The organism is Saccharopolyspora taberi (assembly GCF_039534165.1).
In the GTDB taxonomy this organism is placed as follows: domain Bacteria; phylum Actinomycetota; class Actinomycetes; order Mycobacteriales; family Pseudonocardiaceae; genus Saccharopolyspora_D; species Saccharopolyspora_D taberi.
Window position 1 is genome coordinate 1 of the sequence record NZ_BAAAUX010000020.1, and the last position, 20,987, is coordinate 20,987.

Annotated in this window: 17 protein-coding genes; 4 read left to right on the forward strand and 13 right to left on the reverse strand. The window is 71.9% G+C overall.

Going from position 1 to position 20,987, the window contains the following annotated elements; genetic code table 11:
- A partial coding sequence (locus ABD691_RS24555) for a TNT domain-containing protein (protein ID WP_344683533.1) occupies positions 1-475 on the forward strand: 475 nt, incomplete at its 5' end.
- A gap of 266 nt (positions 476-741) precedes the next feature.
- Here ABD691_RS24555 and ABD691_RS24560 read toward each other — a convergent pair.
- Both ABD691_RS24560 and ABD691_RS24565 read right to left on the reverse strand, forming a co-directional pair.
- Positions 742-1,362, reverse strand: a complete 621-nt coding sequence (locus ABD691_RS24560) for a pentapeptide repeat-containing protein (protein ID WP_344683535.1) — start codon at positions 1,360-1,362, stop codon at positions 742-744.
- Positions 1,363-1,407: 45 nt separating this feature from the next.
- Entirely contained in the window at positions 1,408-1,869 is a 462-nt protein-coding gene (locus tag ABD691_RS24565; RefSeq protein ID WP_344683536.1) for a universal stress protein, read from the reverse strand.
- 57 nt (positions 1,870-1,926) lie between these two features.
- On the opposite strand from ABD691_RS24565, the gene ABD691_RS24570 reads away from it, so the two are divergent.
- Positions 1,927-3,204, forward strand: a complete 1,278-nt coding sequence (locus ABD691_RS24570) for an ArgE/DapE family deacylase (RefSeq protein WP_344683538.1) — start codon at positions 1,927-1,929, stop codon at positions 3,202-3,204.
- Between the two features lie 229 nt (positions 3,205-3,433).
- On the opposite strand, the gene ABD691_RS24575 is transcribed toward ABD691_RS24570, so the two are convergent.
- From ABD691_RS24575 to ABD691_RS24585, 3 genes are all read right to left on the reverse strand, one after another.
- Complete coding sequence (locus ABD691_RS24575) at positions 3,434-6,724, reverse strand: error-prone DNA polymerase (RefSeq protein ID WP_344683540.1); 3,291 nt, start codon at positions 6,722-6,724, stop codon at positions 3,434-3,436.
- Positions 6,725-6,797: 73 nt separating this feature from the next.
- Complete coding sequence (locus ABD691_RS24580) at positions 6,798-8,369, reverse strand: DNA polymerase Y family protein (RefSeq protein WP_344683541.1); 1,572 nt, start codon at positions 8,367-8,369, stop codon at positions 6,798-6,800.
- Between the two features lie 6 nt (positions 8,370-8,375).
- The gene (locus ABD691_RS24585) at positions 8,376-8,960 is read right to left on the reverse strand and encodes a hypothetical protein (protein ID WP_344683542.1); all 585 of its coding nucleotides are present in this window, start codon (positions 8,958-8,960) and stop codon (positions 8,376-8,378) included.
- 440 nt (positions 8,961-9,400) lie between these two features.
- Between ABD691_RS24585 and ABD691_RS24590 the strand changes: the two genes are divergently transcribed.
- Complete coding sequence (locus ABD691_RS24590) at positions 9,401-10,057, forward strand: hypothetical protein (protein WP_344683543.1); 657 nt, start codon at positions 9,401-9,403, stop codon at positions 10,055-10,057.
- A gap of 42 nt (positions 10,058-10,099) precedes the next feature.
- Here ABD691_RS24590 and purH read toward each other — a convergent pair whose 3' ends face one another.
- The 7 genes from purH to ABD691_RS24625 form a co-directional block, all read right to left on the reverse strand.
- The gene (gene purH / locus ABD691_RS24595) at positions 10,100-11,665 is read right to left on the reverse strand and encodes a bifunctional phosphoribosylaminoimidazolecarboxamide formyltransferase/IMP cyclohydrolase (RefSeq protein WP_344683544.1); all 1,566 of its coding nucleotides are present in this window, start codon (positions 11,663-11,665) and stop codon (positions 10,100-10,102) included.
- Positions 11,662-12,279 (reverse strand): phosphoribosylglycinamide formyltransferase, encoded by a 618-nt coding sequence (purN, locus tag ABD691_RS24600; protein WP_344683946.1) that lies wholly within the window; start codon positions 12,277-12,279, stop codon positions 11,662-11,664. Before purN ends, purH begins: the two co-directional genes overlap by 4 nt.
- Before the next feature lie 145 nt (positions 12,280-12,424).
- Positions 12,425-13,867 carry a cell division protein PerM gene (locus ABD691_RS24605; protein ID WP_344683546.1) on the reverse strand — a complete coding sequence of 481 codons (1,443 nt, stop codon included), beginning with the start codon at positions 13,865-13,867 and terminating at the stop codon, positions 12,425-12,427.
- A gap of 128 nt (positions 13,868-13,995) precedes the next feature.
- The gene (locus tag ABD691_RS24610) at positions 13,996-14,859 is read right to left on the reverse strand and encodes a DUF5336 domain-containing protein (RefSeq protein WP_344683548.1); all 864 of its coding nucleotides are present in this window, start codon (positions 14,857-14,859) and stop codon (positions 13,996-13,998) included.
- A gap of 148 nt (positions 14,860-15,007) precedes the next feature.
- Entirely contained in the window at positions 15,008-15,892 is an 885-nt protein-coding gene (sucD, locus tag ABD691_RS24615; RefSeq protein ID WP_344683550.1) for a succinate--CoA ligase subunit alpha, read from the reverse strand.
- Positions 15,893-15,895: 3 nt separating this feature from the next.
- Complete coding sequence (sucC, locus tag ABD691_RS24620) at positions 15,896-17,065, reverse strand: ADP-forming succinate--CoA ligase subunit beta (RefSeq protein ID WP_344683552.1); 1,170 nt, start codon at positions 17,063-17,065, stop codon at positions 15,896-15,898.
- Between the two features lie 198 nt (positions 17,066-17,263).
- Positions 17,264-18,961, reverse strand: coding sequence for a hypothetical protein (locus ABD691_RS24625; RefSeq protein ID WP_344683554.1), 1,698 nt, complete (start codon positions 18,959-18,961; stop codon positions 17,264-17,266).
- Positions 18,962-19,663: 702 nt separating this feature from the next.
- Here ABD691_RS24625 and ABD691_RS24630 point away from each other — a divergent pair.
- The gene (locus ABD691_RS24630; protein WP_344683556.1) at positions 19,664-20,380 is read left to right on the forward strand and encodes a M23 family metallopeptidase; all 717 of its coding nucleotides are present in this window, start codon (positions 19,664-19,666) and stop codon (positions 20,378-20,380) included.
- Between the two features lie 74 nt (positions 20,381-20,454).
- Here ABD691_RS24630 and ABD691_RS24635 read toward each other — a convergent pair whose 3' ends face one another.
- The gene (locus ABD691_RS24635) at positions 20,455-20,952 is read right to left on the reverse strand and encodes a GbsR/MarR family transcriptional regulator (protein ID WP_344683558.1); all 498 of its coding nucleotides are present in this window, start codon (positions 20,950-20,952) and stop codon (positions 20,455-20,457) included.
- Positions 20,953-20,987: the final 35 nt, after the last annotated feature.

The window sequence follows — 20,987 nt, forward strand, 5'->3', positions numbered from 1 at the left end:
GGGGCCGCCCCGCCAGGGGCCGCCGATGCCGCCCGGCGGAGCCGGGAACCGGCCGCCGCAGGGCGGTCCGGAGCAGCAACAGCAGCAGCCGCGGCCCCCGCAGGGGGCTGGGCAGCAGATCCAGCCGCTGGGCGGCGAGCCGCCGCTGACGCTGTACCGGGACAGGCGCCACGTGGTGCTCCAGCCGGGCACCGACCTCGACCGGTTCGGCGAGCCGAACGGCAACGTCACCTACGCGATCCGCACCCCGTACGCGCAGCGCTCGCTGCCGCCCCAGTGGGCGAACCGCGCCTACTTCGCCTACCGGGTCCAGCGCCCGGTGCAGGTGCTGCGCGGCACGGCGGTTCCGTGGTTCGAGCAGCCGGGCGGCGGTACCGCATACGTGCTGCCGGGCGCGGTCAGCGACCTGATCGCCGACGGCACGCTGATCGAGCTCACCGGGAACGAGGCCCCGCCTCGCCCCGCGATGGAGTGAGGTAGCGGTTTTCGAGGGGGATGTGGGCGTGCGCGCACATCCCCCTTTTTTTGCGCGCACGTCCCCTTTTGACGCGGTTTCGGGACGCGTTTGGCGCGGTTTCGGGACGCGTTTGGCGCGGTTTCGGGGCGCGGGTGAACCCCGGCCGCTCCAAGCCCCCAGCCACTGCGCCGGTCGTTAGAAGTGCGCCGGTGCTAGAAGTGCTCCGGTCGCTAGAAGTGCTCCGGTCGCTAGAAGTGCTCCGGTCGCTAGAAGTGGGCCGGTCACTAGAAGTGCTCCGTGTCGACGGTGAGTCCGTGGGCGGCGGCGAAGGCCAGTGCGGTCGTGGTGTCCACCCGCGCTCCCCGCAGCCGCGCCTGCACCAGCCCGTCGGCGTCGATGCGCGCGTCGCGGAGGTCGGCCTCTTCGAGCCGGGTGCCGAGCAGCCGGGCGCCGGTCAGGTCGGCTCCGCGCAGGTCGCACCGGCGCAGGTCGGACTCGTTGAGGTTGGCTTCCCGGAAGCGGATTCCCCGCAGGTCGGCACCTCGCAGGTCGGCGCCGCCCAGCCCGGCCAGCGTCAGGTCCGTCTCCCGCAGCACCCAGGACCGGAACCGGCAGCCCGCGAACGACGAGCCGAGCAGGCTGGAGCCGTCCATCGTGGAGCGGTGGAGGTCGGCGCGGTCGAAGCGGCAGGAGCGGAACGCCGTCGCGCGGTGCTCGCTGCCGCCGAGATCGGTCCCGGTGAAGGTGCATTCGGTGAACACGCAGCCGGAGGTCTTGAGGCCGCGCAGGTCGGCGTCGGTGAAGTCGCAGTGCTCGAAGGTCCTGCCCTCCCAGACCTGATCGGTCAGCACTGCGTCGCTGAAGTCCTCGCCCACCGTTTCGACCGCTTCCGCCCCGTTCGCCATGCCTTCGACCCTGCCACAGCCCGGAAAGCGGTCCGCGGCAGGTGATCAGGGCACGACGACGACCGGGCGCACGGCCTCCACGACCAGCGTCGCCGGGACGGTGCCGAGCAGGCCACCGCGCCGGCGGGAGCGCCCGACCACGATGAGGTCCGCTCGGTACTGCTCGGCGACCTGCTCCAGGCCGACCGCCGGGTCACCGCGCTGGTGCACGAAGTCCCAGTCGATGTCGATCCACTTCAGGTGGGTCACTACTTCCTTCTTGAGCTCCTCGACGAGGCTCTCGGCCGCTTCGCTGGCCACGGCGACCCCCATCGGGGACCAGTAGGCGACGCCGCCCACCGCCTCGACGTAGACCAGGACCAGGCGCGCCCGCTCGCGGCGGGCCAGCCCGGCAGCCCACGCCGCGGCGTGGAAGCTCGCCGGGCTGCCGTCCATTCCCACGACGATGCCGCCCAGCCCATCCTTGCCGATCTCGAATTCCCGCTCGGTGCTGTCGCCTTCGGCCACGCGGCGATGGTAGTGGTAGCCGTTCGTTCCGCTGGACGGATGCGACACACTCGCAACGTGAACCCCGACCGGCAGCTCTCCGACCTCGAACGTCGTGCCCTCGACGCCGTCGACGTCCGCGGCGTCCTGACCGACCTGCGCGAGCTGGTCGCGATCCCCAGCGTCGGTGGGACCGAGGGCGAAGTGGACGCCCAGCGCTGGTGCGCCGAGCGGCTCACCGGGCTCGGCCACCACGTCGACCACTGGCGCATCGACGTCGCCGAACTCGCCGCCGCAGAAGGCTTTCCCGGCCAGGAAGCCGACCGCGACGTCGCCTACGGCTGCGTCGGTGCGCTGGGCGAGGGCGAGCCCGCGCTCGTGTTCTGCGGCCACACGGACGTGGTGCCGCCGGGCGACCTGGACCGCTGGCCGGACCGCGATCCCTACACGCTGCGGATCGACGACGGCATCGCCGCCGGCCGCGGCACCTGCGACATGAAGGGTGGCGTCGCGGCGTTCTTCGGCGCGCTGGAAGCACTGCGAACCGCGGGCGTGCGGCTCCGCCGACCGCTCGCCGTGCACGCGGTCAGCGGCGAGGAGGACGGCGGACTCGGCGCGTTCGCCACGCTGCGCCGCGGGCACCGCGGTGCGGCGTGCGTCCTGGCCGAGCCCAGTGCCGGCACGATCGTCGCCGCCAACGGCGGGTCGCTGACGTTCCGGCTGGAGGTCACCGGCCAGGGAACGCACGGCTCCACCCGCTACCGAGGGGTGAACGCCCTCGACAAGCTGGCGCAGCTGCTTCCCGCGCTCCGTGACCTGGAACGGCGCCGCAACGCCGAACCGGACCCGCTGGTCGCCCACCTGGAGATCCCGTACCCGCTGTCGGTCGGCATGGCCAGGGCAGGCGACTGGGCCAGCACCGTCCCCGACCTCGCGATCGCCGAGGGCCGCTACGGCGTCCGCCTCGACGAGGCGATCGACGAAGCGAAGGCGGAGTTCGCCGACGCCATCGCCCGCGCCTGCGCCGCCGACCCGTGGCTCGCCGAACACCCGGTGCGGGTCACCTGGCCCGGCGGAACCTTCGCCAGCGGCAGGCTGCCGAAAGGCCACCCGCTGCTGGACGAAACCACGACCGCGATCGTCGACGCGGGCGGGCGAGCACCGGAAGTGCTCGGCGCCCCGTACGGCACGGACCTGCGGCAGTACGCGGCAGCCGGAGTGCCCACGTTGCAGTACGGCCCCGGCGACGTCCGGTACGCCCATGCCCACGACGAGCACGTGTCCATCGCCGAACTGGAGCAGGTCACCCGGACCTACGTCCTGCTGGCGATGCGGCGGTGCGGCGTGGCCGGTTGATGGCGTGGCCGGTTGATCAGGTGGCGCCGTTGCCGCTCCGATGGTTCCGGTATCCGGGTTGCCCCAGGATCGATGACCGCGCCGAGATGCTGCGGAGGTCGACCGAGCGGCGAGAAACCGGAATAGCAGTGATGCCGGACGGGTTGCGGGATCAAACGCCCGGATCTGCCGGTCCGAGTCCGGTTGCCCGTGCCGCCGATCTACCCGCAGCAACCTTCCGAAGCGGAGTTCAGTGGAAGTCGCGGGAGGTGGACGGGATGCGCATGTCCAGGCGCTGGAGGCGTTCGGCTCTGAGGTTGGTCACCCCCTCTGCTCGTTCCACGGTTCCCCGCACCAGCAGGGCGGCGCTGGTGCGGCCGATCTTGCGGTAGCGGGCCCACAGGCCCGGTGAGCACACCACGTTGATCATTCCGGTTTCGTCCTCCAGGTTCAGAAACGTGATGCCGCCCGCCGTCGCGGGGCGCTGGCGGTGCGTGACCGCTCCGCCCACCAGCACCCGGGTGCCGTTGTCCACTTCGGACAGTTGTGCCGCCGGGAGCGCGCCCATCTCGTGCAGTCGGCCGCGGAGGAACTGCAACGGGAAGCTGTCCGGGGAAACCCCGGTGGCCCACACGTCCGCAGCCGCCATGTCCACCCCGTCCATGCCCGGTAACGCGGGAGCTGTGGCAGCCACCGTGGTTCCTGGCAGCCGGTCCGGGCGGTCGCCCGCAGCAGCGGCGGCGTGCCACAACGCTTCGCGCCTGGAGAGCCCGAAGCAGCCGAAAGCTCCTGCCGTGGCAAGCGCCTCCATCTGGGGGGCCGTCAGGGTCAATCGCCGGGCCAGGTCGGCCATGTCCCGGTACGGGCCACCGTTCGCCCGCTCCGCCACCAGTTGCCCGGCGACCTCGTCGCCGATCGTGCGGACCGATGCCAGCCCCATCCGGACCGCCTTCCCGCCCTCGCTGGCCGGATCCGGTTCGAGATCGGCCTGCTCCCGGCTCGCGTTGATGTCCGGGCCGTGCACCAGCACGCCGTGTCTTCGGGCGTCCGCGACCAGCGACTGCGGCGAGTAGAAGCCCATCGGCTGCGCTTTGAGCAGCGCGGCGCAGAACACCGCGGGGTAGTAGCGCTTGAACCAGGCGCTGGCGAACACCAGCAGCGCGAAGCTGAGCGCGTGGCTCTCCGGGAAGCCGAAGTTGGCGAAGGCGAGCAGTCTCGCGTAGATCCGCTCGGCTAGTTCGCCCGTGATGCCGTTCGCCGCCATCCCTTCGTACAGCCGCCCCCGGAGCCGCTCCATCCGCTGCGCGGAACGTTTCGCCCCCATCGCACGGCGCAACTCGTCGGCCTCGCCCGCCGAGAACCCCGCGACGTCGACCGCGAGCTGCATCAGCTGCTCCTGGAACAGCGGGACGCCCAGGGTCTTCTCCAGCGCCCCCTTCATCAGCTCGTGGTCGTAATCCCAGTCCTCCTCACCGTTGCGGCGGCGGATGTAGGGATGCACCGAGCCGCCCTGGATCGGCCCGGGCCGGATCAGCGCTACCTCCACCACGAGGTCGTAGAACTCGCGCGGCCGCAACCGAGGCAGCGTCGCGAGCTGCGCCCGGCTCTCCACCTGGAACACGCCGATGGCGTCCGCCCGTTGCAGCATCGCGTAGACCTCGGGGTCGGTGAGGTCCAGCTCGCCGAGGTCGACCTGGATGCCGTGGTGCTCCCCGGCCAGGTCGATCGCGTAGTGCAGCGCCGAGAGCATTCCCAGGCCCAGCAGGTCGAACTTGACCAGGCCGACCGACGCGCAGTCGTCCTTGTCCCACTGCAACACCGTCCGGCCCGGCATCCGCGCCCACTCCACCGGGCAGATCTCGCTGACCGGCTGGTCGCAGATCACCATGCCGCCGGAGTGGATCCCCAGGTGGCGCGGGTGGCCCGTGAGCTCGTCGGCCAGCTCGCGCACCTGCTCGGGGATGTCGCTGTCGTCCGGCAGCGCTCCCCAGTGCTCGATCTGCTTGCTCCAGGCGTCCTGCTGCCCCGGCGAGTACCCCAGCGCCCTGGCGACGTCGCGCACCGCGGACTTCGGCCGGTAGGTGATCACGTTGGCCACCTGTGCCGCGTGGGTGCGGCCGTACTTGCGGTAGACGTACTGGATCGCCTCCTCCCTGCGGTCCGACTCGATGTCCAGATCGATGTCCGGGGGACCGTCCCGCTCCGGCGCCAGGAACCGCTCGAAGAGCAGGTCGTAGCGCACCGGATCGACGTTGGTGATCCGCAGCGCGAAGCAGACCGCCGAGTTCGCCGCCGAGCCGCGGCCCTGGCAGAGGATGTCCGTCTCGCGGCAGAAGGACACGATGTCGTGGACCACCAGGAAGTAACCGGGGAACTCCAGCCTCTCGATGATGGCCAGCTCGTGCTCGATCTGCCGGTACGCCTCGGGGTTCTCCTGCGGGAGCCCGTAGCGGCTCAGCGCTCCCCGGTAGGTCAGCTCGCGCAGCCAGCCGGCCTCGGTGCGGCCTTCGGGGACGTCGAACGGCGGCAGCTGCGGGGCGACCAGCCTGAGGTCGAAGGCGCACTCCCGCCCGAGCTTCGCCGCCATGTCCACCACGCCCGGGTAGCGGGCGAACCGCTCGGCCATCTCCGCTCCCGACCGCAGGTGATCGCCGGCCCAGGCCGGGAGCCAGCCGTCCATCTCGTCCAGGCTCCGCCTGGCCCGGATCGCGGCGACCACCGCGGCCATGCGGCCGTGTTCCGGTCCGGCCAGGTGCGCCGCGGTGGTGGCCACCGCGGGCAGCCCGGCGTCGGCGGCCAGCTCGAACAGGACGTCGTTGCGTTCCGAGTCGGTGGGCAGGCCGTGGTCGGTGAGCTCCACCGCGACGTTGTCGCGACCGAACAGCGCCACCAGCCGGTCCAGCTCCGCGGCGGCTTCGGCCCGGCCGCCGGACTCCAGCGCTGAGCGCACCGTGCCCTTGCGGCAACCGGTCAGCACCAGCCAATGCCCCTCGGCCGCCGCCGCCAGCTGTTCCAACTGGTAGGTGGGTCTGCCCTTCTCCCGGCCGGCGAGCTGTCCGGCGCTGATCTCCCGGCACAGCCGGGTGTAGCCGGCGGGATCACGGGCGAGGACCAGCAGGTGCCGGCCCTCGGGATCGGCGATCCCGTTCTGCGGCGCCGAGAGGCCGAGGCTCAGCTCGGTGCCGAACACCGTCCGGACGTCGTGCTCGGCCGCCGCTTCGGCGAAGCGCACGACTCCCTGCATGCCGTCGTGATCGGTGAGCGCGATCGCTTCCAGGCCGAGCCGCGCCGCCTCCGCCACCAGCTCCTCGGGATGGCAGACGCCGTCGAGGAAGCTGAAGTTCGAGTGCGCGTGCAGCTCCGCGTAGGGGGTCGGCGGAGAACCCGGTGGATCCACCGCCGCCTCGTAGGGCGCTCGTTTCCGGCTCCACGCCGGGCTGTCACCACCGTCTCCGGGGTAGTGCTCGTCGCGCGGAATCGATCGCCCGGAGAGGACTTTCTCCAGTTCGGACCAGGTGTGCGGGGGGTTGAACCAACTCATGACCCCAGTGAACTCCCGTTCGAATCACCATCGCCAGCAAATCCGCCCCACTCCACTCGAACGAGTGTTCCCATCACCGGTACGCCCCCTGGACCCACCAGCGTTCGTCCTCGTGGACCAGCAGCAACGCCACCTCGTTGCCGTCCTCCCCCGCTTCGAGCACGACCTGCACCCGGACCACCGCACGGGCACCGGCGTCCACCCACCAGCGCTCCGAAACCGGCCAGGGGCCGGCCCAGCCGGACACCGCGCGCGACCGGCCGCCCGCCACCAGGACCCGGTCCGGGGCGGCGGTGAGCCGCTGCCGATCGGTGATCTCCACCGGCAGCCCGTCCGCGTCGAGGACCACCGCGGGCCACGGCGAGTCCGGCAGCACCGTCGGCGACGGCGCCGGGAGGCGCCCCGGCCACGGCCGGTCCGGCTCCAGCGCGGGCCGCCGCTCGTCGCCCCACGACACCAGGCGCACCTGGTCCCGCAGGTCGCGGCCACCGCCCAGCACGCCGATCAGGACCGCGTCCGGACCGAGCATGCCCTGCACGCGCACGAACGCGCGGCCCGCGCGGGCGTCCGCCGCGCCGGTGCTGGAGTTGATCAGGTCCAGTTGCAGCCCGCCAGCGCCGACCACCTCCTCCGGGTGCAGCGACAGCACCCCCACCCCGGCGGTCGGGCGCTCCGCTCCGCGCCTGCCGCTGAGCCAGCCGTCGAGCTGCCAGCGCACCCGGTCCGCGGTGCCCGAGGGGGTCAGCGGCTCAGCACAACGCCACATCCGGTGCAGCTCCTCGCCGTGCTCGGTCCGGGCCGAGATGCCCAGCCTGGTGCAGGCCAGGCCGAGCTCGCCGAGCCGGACGTGCAGCCGCTCCGCCAGCGCCCTGGCCGCGAACGCCGCGGCGTCCACCCGGTCCACCGGCGGGTCGAAGTTCTCCGCGACGGTCAGGTCCGGCGGGAGCGGCCTGCGCTCCGGAGGGCGCTCCTCCTCGCCGCGCGCCGCCCGGTGCGCCATCAGCGCGTCCCGGCCGAACCTGGTCGAGACCGCCGTGGCGGACAGCGCGGCGAACTCGCCCAGGGTGCGGATTCCCAGCCTCCGCAGCAGATCCACCAGCTCACCGCGTTCCACACCGGGGTGGTCGATCTCGTCGATCCGCAGCGGAGCCAGGAACTCCGGGCTGCCTCCGGGCTCGACGACCACGCCGGACCGGGCGGCCAGGATCGCCGCGAACAGGCCGTCCGCGAAACCGATCTGGCACTCGGCTCCCGCCTGGGCCGCGACCTGGTCCACGATTCGCTCGGCAGCGTCCACTTCGGACCCGAAGTAGCGCGACGGCCCCTTCGCCGGCAACGCGACCAGGCCCGGTCGCACGATCTCCACCCCCGGCGCCAATGCTTCGACCGCCATCACGACCGGCTCGAACAGCCGCGCGTCCCGCGCCGGATCGTGTTCGCAGACGACCAGGTCCGGGCAACGGCCCTGCGCCTCGCGGCGGCGCATGCCCCTGCGGACACCGTGCTCCCTGGCCGTTTCCGAGCAGGCCAGGACCCGGTTGGCGACGAACACCGCGGCAGGGGTCAGCGGCTCCAGACCCGCCGCCGCGACCGCCGCGACCACCGGCCAGTCCGGGCACCAGACGACGAGACGTCGAGGTGGCATCGGGCATCACCCCGCAACCGGCCGGAGTACCGCGGGTCCTTCCCGGACCTCGCTCACCGGACCGCCGCGGCCGGGCAGCAACAGCCGGCACGTGCGCGGCCGGGACGCCGCACCGCGACCGGCGGCCTGCACCGTGATCTCTCGTTCCCGCAGGTAGCCGTGGCCGTCGCCGACTCCGCTCCAGCGCCCCTGCGTGCACCGCAGCCGCACTTCGGCACCGGGCCACTCGCCGAACGGCACCAGCACCGATCCCCGGTTGCGGGCGCGCGCGGACAACCTGCGCGCATCCGATTCGGGCAGCCGGTGCGGTCCACCGACCACCACCAGGTCCACCCCGTCGAGCAGCGCGGCGATCACGCCCACCGGATCACCGCCGGGCCGGGGGACCAGCGCGAGCCGCGCGATCTCCACCCCCGCCTCGGCGGCAGCGACCAGGCCGAGCCCCGGCAGGCCCACGACCGCCGCCCACGAACCCCGGGCCGTCGCTTCGGCCAGCACCGCGAACAGCAGGGACACCGATCCGTGGACCGCCACCGTGCTGCCACGGCGAAGGCCAGGCCATGGCAGCACGGCGGCGAGTTCCGTCCGCATGGGCAGCACCCGTCCCGCAACAGGACCGCCCCCGGCATCGACGGCCGGCGCTCCCACGGACACCCCGTCAGCCGTGGTCACCCCGTCCAGCGCCGTCAATGACGCCACGGACATTGCCGCCTCCCCTCGTCGTCTCCTGGACGTCCCGGCCCCAGCTGGACATCCGTTCGACCGCCATGGGGAAGACGGCGGTCGGATCGCACCGCGCCTTGCACCCCGCAACGCGGCACCACCCGGTGAAGTGGCCGACCCCCGACGGCAGCCACTCCGCAGTGCTTTCGAACTTCGATTTCGAACTGTTTCGAACCTCAGTTCGAACAACTCAAGTAAACCCCGCAGCCGCCGCCGAGTCAAGCATCAGAGGAACACAAGTTCGAATGACCTTCGAAAGCGACCGCCTGAGCAGGGATTCCGCGATCGTGCTCGTAGGCTCTCAGTCCGTGTATCCGCAACAACCTCAGGGCTGGGGCGCTCCCCCGGCCACCTACGTCCCGCCCAAGAAGAAGACCCGGGTGGGCTGCATCGTCTCGATCGTCCTCGCCGTCGTGCTGACCCCGATCCTGGTCGTCGTCGGCGTGATCGGGTACTTCCTCTACGCCGACTACAGCGAGCCGGTGGGCGATCCGCCGACGAACTTCGCCCTTCCCGAGACCTGCGACCTGGTCAGCGCACCGACGTTGCAGCGCCTGCGCACGACCAACCCGGACGTGACCAGCTCCGAGCAACCGGAGTACGGCATCTACAACTGCAACTGGGAGCAGACCCTCGGCCGGGACGGCAACAACCCCCGCTCGCTCCAGGTCAGCGTCAGCACCGGCGGCGAGGAGTCCGAGGCGCAGGCCGACGTCGACTACGCCAGGGAATCCGGCAACGGCGCGCGGGTGTCCGATGTCCAAGGGATCGGCGACGAAGCCGTCCTCAAGGTGACCAGCTCGGGCTGGAGCGGGGCGGAACTGGTGTTCCGCAAGGGAACCACGGTCGTCACGATCGGCTACCACGGATCGGACAAGGGGTTCTTCAGCAACGGCCCCATCCCGGAGGCGGAGTCCGCGGAGGCCGTCAAGTCCGTGGCCGCGGAGGTGGAGCCGAAGGTGTGACCGGTCGCGGGTGGCGGGAACGAGCCCGCCACCCGCGCCGCGTCAGTGCGCGAAGTGGCGGGTGCCGGTGAAGTACATGGTCACGCCAGCCGCCTCGGCAGCGGCGATGACCTGCTCGTCGCGGACCGAACCGCCCGGCTGCACGATGGCTCGCACGCCCGCCTCCATCAGCACCTCGGCGCCGTCCGGGAACGGGAAGAAGGCGTCGGAGGCGCCCACCGCGCCGTTGGACCGGTCACCGGAGCGCGACACCGCCAGCCGCGCCGAGTCCACGCGGTTGACCTGGCCCATGCCGACGCCGACGGTCGCCCCGTCGTTGGCCAGCAGGATCGCGTTCGACTTCACCGCGCGGCACGCCCGCCAGGCGAACTTCAGGTCCGCCAGCGTCGCCTCGTCGACCGCGGAACCGGCCACCAGCCGCCAGTTCGCGGGGTCGTCGCCCTCCGCGTCGACGGCGTCCGAGCCCTGGACCAGCAGGCCGCCCGAGATCGCGCGCAGCTCCACGCGGCCGGACTTCGGCGGCTGCGCGGTGAGGATCCGGACGTTCTTCTTGCGGCTGAGCACGTCCACCGCACCCTCGGCGTAACCGGGGGCCACCACGACCTCGGTGAAGATCTCGGCGATCTGCTCGGCCAGCTTGACCGACACCTCGCGGTTGGTGGCGATCACGCCGCCGTAGGCGCTGACCGGGTCGCACTCGTGCGCCTTGCGGTGCGCGTCGGCGATGTCGTCGGACACCGCGATCCCGCACGGGTTGGCGTGCTTGATGATCGCGACGCACGGCTCGTCGTGGTCGTGCGCGGCGCGCCACGCGGCGTCGGCGTCGACGTAGTTGTTGTACGACATCTCCTTGCCGTGCAGCTGCGCGGCGGCGGCCAGGCCGGTCGCCTCCCCGCCGGAGACGTAGAGAGCGGCCGGCTGGTGCGGGTTCTCGCCGTAGCGCAGCGCGGACCGGCGCTCCCAGGTCTCGCCGATCCAGCCGGGGAAGGCCGAGTCGTCACCGACCGGGACGCGGCTCATCCAGCTCGCCACCGCGACGTCGTAGGACGCGGTGTGCCGGAACGCCGCAGCTGCCAGCTCGACGCGGTCGGCCAGCGTGAAACCGCCGTCGCGGACCTGCTCCAGCACCCACTCGTAGCGGTTGGGGTCCACCACGACGGCGACGTTGGCGTGGTTCTTGGCCGAGGCGCGGACCATCGCCGGGCCGCCGATGTCGATCTGCTCGATCACCTCGTCCGGCGCCGCGCCGGAGGCCACCGTCTGCACGAACGGGTACAGGTTGACCACGAGCAGGTCGAACGCCGCGATGCCGAGCTCGGCGAGCTGGTCCGCGTGGGTCTGCTTGCGCAGGTCGGCGAGCAGGCCCGCGTGCACGCGCGGGTGCAGGGTCTTGACCCGGCCGTCCAGGGCCTCCGGGAACCCGGTCAGCTCCTCGACCGGCGTGACCGGCACCCCGGCCGACGCGATCGTCTTCGCGGTGCCGCCGGTGGAGACGATCTCCACCCCGGCGCCGTGCAGTCCGGTCGCCAGTTCGAGCAGACCGGACTTGTCCGACACGCCGATCAGCGCGCGGCGAACCGGTCGCCGCTCCTGCGAGTTCGCGGTCACGGGATACTCACCTTCCGTCCCCGCACGGTCCAGCCGTGCGATGCCAGCTGTGCCAGGGTGTCCACCAGCAGTCGCCGCTCGACTCCCTTGATGCGTTCGTGCAGGCTCGCCTCGTCGTCGCCGGGCAGCACCTCGACGGCCTCCTGCGCCAGGATCGGACCGGTGTCCACACCCGCGTCGACGACGAACAGCGTGCAACCGGTAACCCGAACGCCATAGTCGAGCGCGTCGCGCACACCGTGCATCCCGGGGAAGGACGGCAGCAGCGCCGGGTGGCTGTTGAGGTAGCGGCCGGCGAACCTGGCCAGGAAGTTCTCGCCGACGAGCTTCATGAAACCGGCCGAGACGACCAGGTCCGGCTCGTGCTCGGCGCACGCGTCGGTCAGCGCCCGGTCCCAGTCGGCCCGGCTCGGGTGGTCCTTGAGGCGCTGCACGAAGGTCGGCACTCCGGCGCGTTCGGCGCGGGCCAGGCCCTCGATGCCGGACCGGTCGGCGCCGACGGCGACCACCCGGACCGGGAAGCCGGGATCGGCGGTCGCGTCCAGCAGGGCCTGCAGCAGGGTTCCGGAACCGGAGACGAGGACGACGACCCGGGCCGGGGCCTGCGTCCTGATCCGGAGCGGTTCCGGCGAATCCGGCGAATCAGCGGTGCTCGGGTTCAGCTTTCGCTCCTGACATGCCTGGGCACGATCTCGCACAGACCATATGCGTCCGCGGTGCCGAGGACATCGTCAGGTCCCGGGGCGAGTGGCGCATCCCTCACCGGGAGGTTTCGTCCACGTCGGCGTCATCCGGGGGTTCGGGGGTTTCGGCTTCGGTGGGGTCGGCTGGGTTTGCTTTGGCCCCGGCTTCGGTGGGGCCGGCGTCGGCGGGGTCCTCGGCGGGCGCTTCGTCGTCGGCGGCGAGGTCTTCCCCGGCCTCGGCGGGGTCTTTCTCGGCTGGGGTGGCTTCGGCGGGCGGCTCGTCGTCGGTGGTCTTGTCGTCTTCGGCGGGCACTTCGTCGGCGGGGTCGGCTGGTTCTTCCTCCGTGGTCTCCTCTTCGACATCCGGGGCGGTGAACCAGCTGACCAGGCCAGCGGGGACGGCGATCCAGCCGAGAGTGAGCGCGCCGACCAGCGCGGGGTGCAGGGTGACCGGGTCGAACGGTCCGTTGCCGAGATGACCGCCGGACAGCACCGCGAGCAGCGCCGCACCGATCGCCGCGGTGCCCGCCGCGACCCCGGCTACGACCAGCCTGCGCACAGGACCGACGTTGAGGCGGAGGCAGATCACCCCGGTCAGGACCCCGACCGCAGGCGGCAGGAGCAGGGCGACCGGCCACCACCCGGCGGGGCCGTCGGACGGGAGGGCCGCCAGCAGCGGGACCTCCGGCACCGGACCGGCCGTGAAGTGCAGCGGCCCCGCCGCGTACCCGCCGATCGACAGGCCCGCACCGGTCGCGAACGACCAGCCCGCGACGATCCCGTTCGGCAGGTACAGCAGCGACAGCACGACCTGGCCGAACGCGTCGCCAGGTTCTCCGGCGCGGTCGAGCGCGGCGATCAGCTCCGGGGCGGACAGGCCGATCGCGGTGAGCGCGACCAGCGCGCCGGTGCCGATCAAGGCCGCGAGAGCGAGCAGGCCCGCCCGCAGGCCGGACCAGATCTCGGCGCCGACCCGCTCCCACACCAGGTAGGCCAGGCCGCAGCGGTTCGCCGTACCCGCGGCCGACGCCAGCGCGGCGGTGAGACCGCAGCAGAGGAACGCGTCAACCGGCTGGGCTCCCACTACGTCGCCGAGCAGCAGCGACACGCCCGTGCCCAGCGCCGCGTGCGACCCGGCCAGCACCGCGATCACCCAGCGGGCCTGGGTCGGCTTGCGCAGCTTCGAGCGCCGGGCCACCTGGTTGGCGGCCGTCGCGGTCAGCCCCGCCACCAGCAGCGTGGGCACGAGCGGGAGCAGGCTCAGCGGTGATCCGAGGATCGACAGCGGTACCTGGTGCGCGGCCAGCCACCCCGGCAGCGCGGCGAGCAGGACCGCGCCGACGGAGAAACCGCCGTCCTCGGCCGTGCTCGTGATCAGTGCGAGCAGCCCCGCCAGAGCGAGATAGCCGAGCAGCGGGACCAGGACCGCCGCGGCGGCGAGCCACAGCCACCGGAAACCGGGGCGGCGGTCGGACTCTCCTGCGGCGATGGCATGGGGGATCGAATCGAGCACGGACACGGGCCGAATGTCGCATCGAACATTAGCCCGAACGGGTTCAACACGCCGCCGACTACGCCCATCGAGCTACCGGTGAGCAGCGAAAAGGCGCCGCCCGGAACACCGGACGACGCCTCCTGCGGGACCGCTCAGAAGCCGGGGTGCGGCATCTGGCGCGTGCCCTGCGAGCCACCGGGCTGGCCGCCCTGCGGCGGCGGGGACGACGGCGGCTGGCTCGGGCCTCCGCTCTGCGGCGGCTGGCTCGGCTGCGCGGGCTGGCCGCCCGGATTCTGGCCACCCTGAGCCTGACCGCCCTGCGGCTGGCCACCTTGAGCCTGGCCGCCCTGGGGCTGGCCACCCGGGTTCTGGCCGCCCAGCGGCTGAGCGCCCGGGTTCTGACCACCCGGCGGCTGGCTCGGCTGTGCCGGAGGCGCGGGCTGCGGCGGCTGCGCCGGAGCCCCGCCCGACGGCGGGTTCCACCCGGCGGGCTGCGGTCCGGACGGCGGGTTCCAGCCGGGCTTGGGGTGCGGCCCGGACGGCGGCCCCCACTGCGGCGGCGCCGGGAATCCACCGGAGTCCGGGTTCTCCCGCCTGGGCTCCGCCGACGGCTTCGGGGTCAGGGCCGACGGCGAGACGACGTCGTTCTCGATCAGCAGCGCGGTCACCGCGGCAGCGGCCTGGACCAGCGCCACCAGCAGGACGACCACCATGATCCCGGCCGACAGCCCGCCGACGAGCTGCTGGAGGAATCCGAGCGCGGCGTAGACCGACAGCGGCGCGACCGCGTACAGCGTGTTCGGCGCCTTCGGCAGCAGCCGCAGCGCGCCCAGGCCGGCCGCGGTGATCAGCGCGAACCCGGACATGCTCGTGACCGCGGAGGCGTCGACGAAGCCCAGGACGTAGCCGACCGCACCGGTTCCGGCGATCACCAGGGTGAGGATCAGGTTCAGGTCGGGCCCCGACGAGCCCGGCCGCGACGACGCGGGTGGAGGCGTTCCGTGCGGAACGGACATGGCGGACTCCTCTTGGAAAGCACGGGGAAAGCGACCTCGACGCTATCGAATCGAGACCGGCGGAGGGGCCCAGGGCGATCGGAACAACAAAAACAGCCGGGGCCGGACACCGTTGCGGCGTCCGGCCCCGGCGGGCGGGTGCGCGGGGTCAGCCCCCGATCACCTCGCGCATCAGCTTCGCGGTCTCGCTGGGGGTCTTGCCGACCTTGACGCCGGCCGCCTCCAGGGCCTCCTTCTTCGCCGCGGCGGTGCCCGACGAACCGGAGACGATGGCGCCCGCGTGGCCCATGGTCTTGCCCTCCGGCGCGGTGAAACCGGCGACGTAACCCACCACCGGCTTGGTGATGTTGGCCTTGATGTACTCGGCCGCCCGCTCCTCGGCGTCGCCGCCGATCTCGCCGATCATCACGATCGCCTCGGTCTCCGGGTCGTCCTGGAACGCCTGGAGCGCGTCGATGTGGGTGGTGCCGATGATCGGGTCGCCGCCGATGCCGACAGCGGTGGAGAAACCGATGTCGCGCAGCTCGTACATCATCTGGTAGGTCAGCGTGCCCGACTTGGACACCAGGCCGATCTTGCCAGGGCCGGTGATGTCGGCCGGGATGATGCCGGCGTTGGACTTGCCGGGCGAGATGACACCGGGGCAGTTCGGCCCGACGATCCGGGTCTTGTTGCCGGTGGCGTTGGCGTGCGCCCAGAAGTAGGCGGAGTCGTGCACCGGGATGCCCTCGGTGATCACGACGGCCAGCGGGATCTCGGCGTCGATGGCCTCGATCACGGCGTCCTTGGCGAACTTCGGCGGCACGAACAGCACCGAGACGTCGGCGCCGGTGGCCTCCATGGCCTCCTTGACGGTGCCGTAGACCGTGAGCTGCTTGCCCTCGATCTCGACGACCTGACCGGCCTTGCGCGCGTTGACACCGCCGACGATGTTGGTGCCGGAGCGCAGCATCCGCGCGGTGTGCTTGGTGCCCTCGGAGCCGGTGATGCCCTGGACGATGACCTTGCTGTTCTCGTTGAGGAAGATAGCCATCGGTCACGCCCCCGCAGCAGCAAGTTCGGCGGCCTTGTCGGCCGCGCCGTCCATGGTGTCCACCACCGTGACGACGGGGTGGTTGGCCTCGGCGAGGATGCGACGGCCCTCTTCGACGTTGTTGCCGTCGAGGCGGACGACCAGCGGCTTGGTGGCCTCGTCGCCCAGGATCTTCAGCGCCTGCACGATGCCGTTCGCCACGGCGTCGCAGGCGGTGATCCCGCCGAAGACGTTGACGAACACGGACTTGACGTCCGGGTCGCCCAGGATGACGTCCAGCCCGGCGGCCATGACGTCGGCGGAGGCGCCGCCGCCGATGTCGAGGAAGTTCGCCGGCTTGACGTTGTTGTGCTTCTCACCGGCGTAGGCGACGACGTCCAGGGTGGACATGACCAGCCCCGCGCCGTTGCCGATGATGCCGACCTCGCCGTCGAGCTTGACGTAGTTGAGGTCCTTGGCCTTGGCCTTGGCCTCCAGCGGGTCCTCGGCGTCCTTGTCGACGAGCTCGGCCTGCTTCGGCTGGCGGAACGAGGCGTTCTCGTCCAGCGTGACCTTGCCGTCCAGCGCGATGACCTTGCCCTGCGGGTCCTTGACCAGCGGGTTGATCTCGACGAGGGTGGCGTCCTCGGCGACGAAGGTCTCCCAGAGCTTGACGATCACCTCGACGACCTGGTCGGCGATCTCGGCCGGGAACTTCGCGGCCTCGACGATCTCGCGCGCCTTGGCCGCGTCCACGCCCTGGATCGGGTCGATGGCGATCTTGGCCAGCGCCTCGGGCTTGGTCGCCGCGACTTCCTCGATCTCCATGCCGCCCTCGACCGAGGCCATCGCCAGGAAGTTGCGGTTGGCGCGGTCCAGCAGGAAGGAGAAGTAGTACTCGTCGACGATGTCGGATGCGGTGGTGATCAGCACCCGACGGGTGATGTGGCCCTTGATGTCCAGGCCGAGGATCGCCTCCGCCTTGGTCTTGGCCTCATCCGGGGTCTCGGCCAGCTTCACGCCGCCGGCCTTGCCCCGGCCCCCGGTTTTCACCTGGGCTTTAACGACCACGGGCCCGCCGAGCTGTTCGGCGGCTGCCTTGGCCCCATCGGAATCGGTTGCCACGGAGCCGGGCAGCGTCGGCACGCCGTGGGAGGCGAAGAGTTCCTTCGCCTGGTACTCGTACAGGTCCACGCGAGTCTCCTGCGACGTCGGTGTCGGACCCGGTGACGATATCGACCTGCGGTAACGCTTGGGGCGGCGCGTCCGGTGAAGTGGCTCACCCGGAAAGCCCAACAACGCCTGGTGAATGCATCAAGGCCAGCGGTTTTGCGGCCCAACGAGCTTCCGGGGGCCACTCGCAGTGACGAACTCCACTGGTCCAATGGGGACTCAGGCGTCCACGAACGCCTTCTCCGCGCGGGCTCGCGCGGCGACCACGGCAGTGCAGGCGAACATCACGAGGGCAGCGATCCCCGCCCACAGGCCGAGGCCGGGACCGGAGCCTTCCGCGCGGGCGGCGGTGAGCGGGAGTTCGAGCACCCGGACCGCCACCACGACCCCGCCGCCGCACAGCAGCGCCGAGGCGCGCGCGGGTCGGCACCGGGGGGCCAGCAGCGCGGCGCCGATCACTGCGGTAAGGGCGGCGACCAGACCCCACGACGTCGTGGAGAAGTCGGAGAACACGCCGGGCGGCGTGTAGCCGGGCGCGACGATGACCGGCAGGACCAGCGACAACGCGCCGAGCACGCCCGCGACGGCGGAGAGCGCGAGCACGGTCCGGTTCACCTCGTTCTCGGTCAGGTCGACGTCGTCGCGTTCGACCCCGCCCGCCAGCGCGGCGACGATCGCGGCGGCGATGCCCACGAGCACGCCCACACCCGCTGCCCACGCGCCGATCTCGGCGGTCGCTCCGGCGCCCTGGACCGCAGTGAACACGGTGTCCAGCACCGCCGCCGCGACGAGCGGGAGCACGGACCACGCCACCGTCAGCACGGGGCGGACGAGCAGGGCCAGGCCCGGGACGAGGACCGTGATGCCGAGCCCGGCCAGCACCAGACCGGCGGGCCAGAGCATGCGGGCCGAGTACAGCGGCGGCTGGCTCAGGTAGGAAGGCATCTCCAGCTGGGGCGTCAACGCGGCGAGCACGAACAGCACCCCGGCGATCAGCGCGAGAACACCGGCCGTCGTGAGCAGCCGGGACAGGGTCGGCAGCAGCAGCTCGCCCGCCTCCGCGTCGGACGGGATCCGGCCCGCGGGCAGCGCCAGGACTGCCAGCGCCACCGCGGCCAGCACCATCAGCACCGGGCCTGCCTCGAAGTGCAGCGCGTCGACGACCGCTGCCGCGAACACCGGCGGGACGGCCACCCCCGCGATCGCCAGCGCGAGCCCGAGCAGCCCGCCCCGCGCCACATCGGGATCGGCGGAGCCCGCGACGAATCCGCCGACGCAGGGCACGGCCAGCGCCAGCAGCAGTCCGCCGACGAGCACGACGACCGGCGAGTCGACCGCCGCGCGGGGAAGGAGGTACGGGTCGTCGGAGGAGAAGGGCGTCATCAGCGCGCCGACCGCGGCGACGACCGAAGCGCACAGCACCCCGGCGAGCAGGCCCTGCCGCCGGGAGCCCGAGTCGGCCCCGGAATCACCGGGCTCCCGGCCGCGGAACGCGAGCACCCCGGCGACCACCGTCGCGACGTGACCGGCGATCAGCAGCCAGACGCCGGTGGCGGGCCTGAGCGGGTCGAGCGTGTTGGGCAGCAGGAGCTCGGGGCGGGCCGCGAGGCCGGCGTCGACGACGAGCTGGAGGTCGAGCACGATCCGGGCGGGCGCCAGCACCGCCGGGGCGATCAGCACCGCGGCGGCCGTGCCCGGCCTGTCCCGCTGGCCGAACAGCAGCGCGAGCGCGGGCGGGAGCACCGCGAGGACCAGCAGCAACGGCCAGGACGGGAACGCGGCGGCCAGGTCCGGCTCGACGAGCCCGGCGATCGGGGCCAGGCCGAGCAGCAGCGCGCCGACGGCGGCTGCGGCGATCGCGATGGTCGGTTTGGGCGGGTTCCCCGCCGGGCTCGGAGCGTCGGGCCGCGCAGTCACCGGGCGAAGCTAGCAACCGGAGCAGGGCCTCGGCAGCCCGCCCGCGCAACTCGGAGCACGGATGTTCACTCGCCGCTTCCCCTCCTGCCGGAATTCACCCGCAAAGGGGGAAGCCCCGGCCGGAAGCGGCCTGCCCGGGCGGACGTCCGCGGACCGGGCTCGGGGCGCCGCGGCACGTCTCCCTCTGAGCAGTGACGCCCGGATGGAGCACGCCAGGTTGTCCCTCAGAACGGTTTTTTCTGTGACTTACGACACATTCAGTGACTCTCGGGTGGCCGATGCGCGGAAAACCAATTGCACTGTTCCCTCAATCGTGACCCACTTCCTCGATCACGAAGCGCCAGGCAGTACCGCTGAGTAGCCTCCCCGCGTTCGCGTCATGACGGTTGGTGATCAAGGTCGGGCGACTGCCCGCGACCACTCCCCGTAGAACCGAGGTAACTGATCGGGATTTGCCCCTAGGGGATCAGCTTGGTTACTGTCCTCCGGTCCGTTGTCACGGTCTGATCACGAACGCCGGTTCCCCGACCGGCCCGGAACCCCGTCCGGTGCCCCGTGGTCAGGCTCCCCGAGACGGAAGGGCAGGCATTGGCTCGACACCGCTCCCCCGGCGGCGAACAATCTTCCCCGGTTCTTGAGGCGACGCGCCCCGGCGCCGCCTCCGGAACGCGGGGTGCGCACCGGATCCCGTCACCCCCGTCGGTGCTGCGCGGCCGCGTGGTCGTCGCCGCCGTCGCCGCAGGCGCCTTCGTGGCCGCCGGGCAGTCGATGGCCGCGGGCGAAGGAAACCCCGGCACCGAACACGACGACTTCGAGCTCGCCTCGAACGACGCGGCTGCCTCGTTCGGCACCGCCGCGGACTCCTACACCGGCATGGGAGGTTCGGCTCCCGCCCCCGAGGTGCTGCCGGTCGCCCAGACCACCGACGGCAGCGCCGAGCTGGCGAAGCTCAACCGCAGCTCCCAGGTCACCAAGGCGCTCGCCCAGGAAGAGGCCACCCGGATCGCGGCCGAGGAAGCGGCGAAGCGGCCGAAGATCGTGTCCCCCGCCGCCGGCCGGTTCACCTCCGGCTTCGGTGGCCGCTGGGGCACCACGCACTACGGCATCGACATCGCCAACGCCAAGGGCACGCCGATCGTCTCGGTCGCCGACGGCACCGTCATCGAGGCGGGACCCGCCAGCGGCTTCGGCCTCTGGGTCCGGGTGCAGCACGACGACGGCACGATCACCGTCTACGGCCACGTCAACACCATCACGGTGAGCGAGGGCGAGACCGTCAAGGCGGGCGACCAGATCGCCACGATGGGCAACCGCGGCTTCTCCACCGGCACCCACCTGCACTTCGAGGTGTGGAACGCCAGCGGGAAGAAGATCAACCCGCTGCCCTGGCTGCAGGAGCGCGGCGTCTCGGTCGCCTGATCTCCAGCACGACGTAGCAGGCAGCCCCGGCCGGTCCCCCGACCCGGCCGGGGCTGTTGCGCGTCCGCGGTCGGTCAGCGCGAACGCTCCTGTTCCTCCCATTCCGCCACCAGCTTGGGCAGCGCGTGGCGGTAGAACTCGAAGAAGCGCCGCGTCTGGTCCAGCCGGGCACCGGCGCGGCTGTCCTCGCCGACCGCGGCCAGGCCGTCGGCCAGCGTCCGCTCGAATCCGCGAAGCATCTCGTCGCGGTTGGTCAGGTTGTGGAACCACATGTCGTCCCGGACGACGTAGTGGTCGCGGCGCTGCCCCGGCTCCCGCTCGCGCGTGACCAGGTGGATCTGCTCCAGGTAGCGAACCGCGCCGGAGACCGCCGCCGGGCTGATGCCGAGCAGCTCGGCCAGTTCGGACGCCGTCCTGGTCCCGTTCTCGGCCGCGAGGATGCCGACGAACACCCGGGCGGCCATCCGCGGCATGCCGCTGTTGGCCAGGTCCAGGGCGAACCGCTCGATGAAGCGGAGCACGGCGTCGTCCTGCCTGCGCTCGGGCTGTTCCTCGACATGTTCTTCGCTCACACCACTGAGTTTATACGGTTCTCTTATTTCATGAT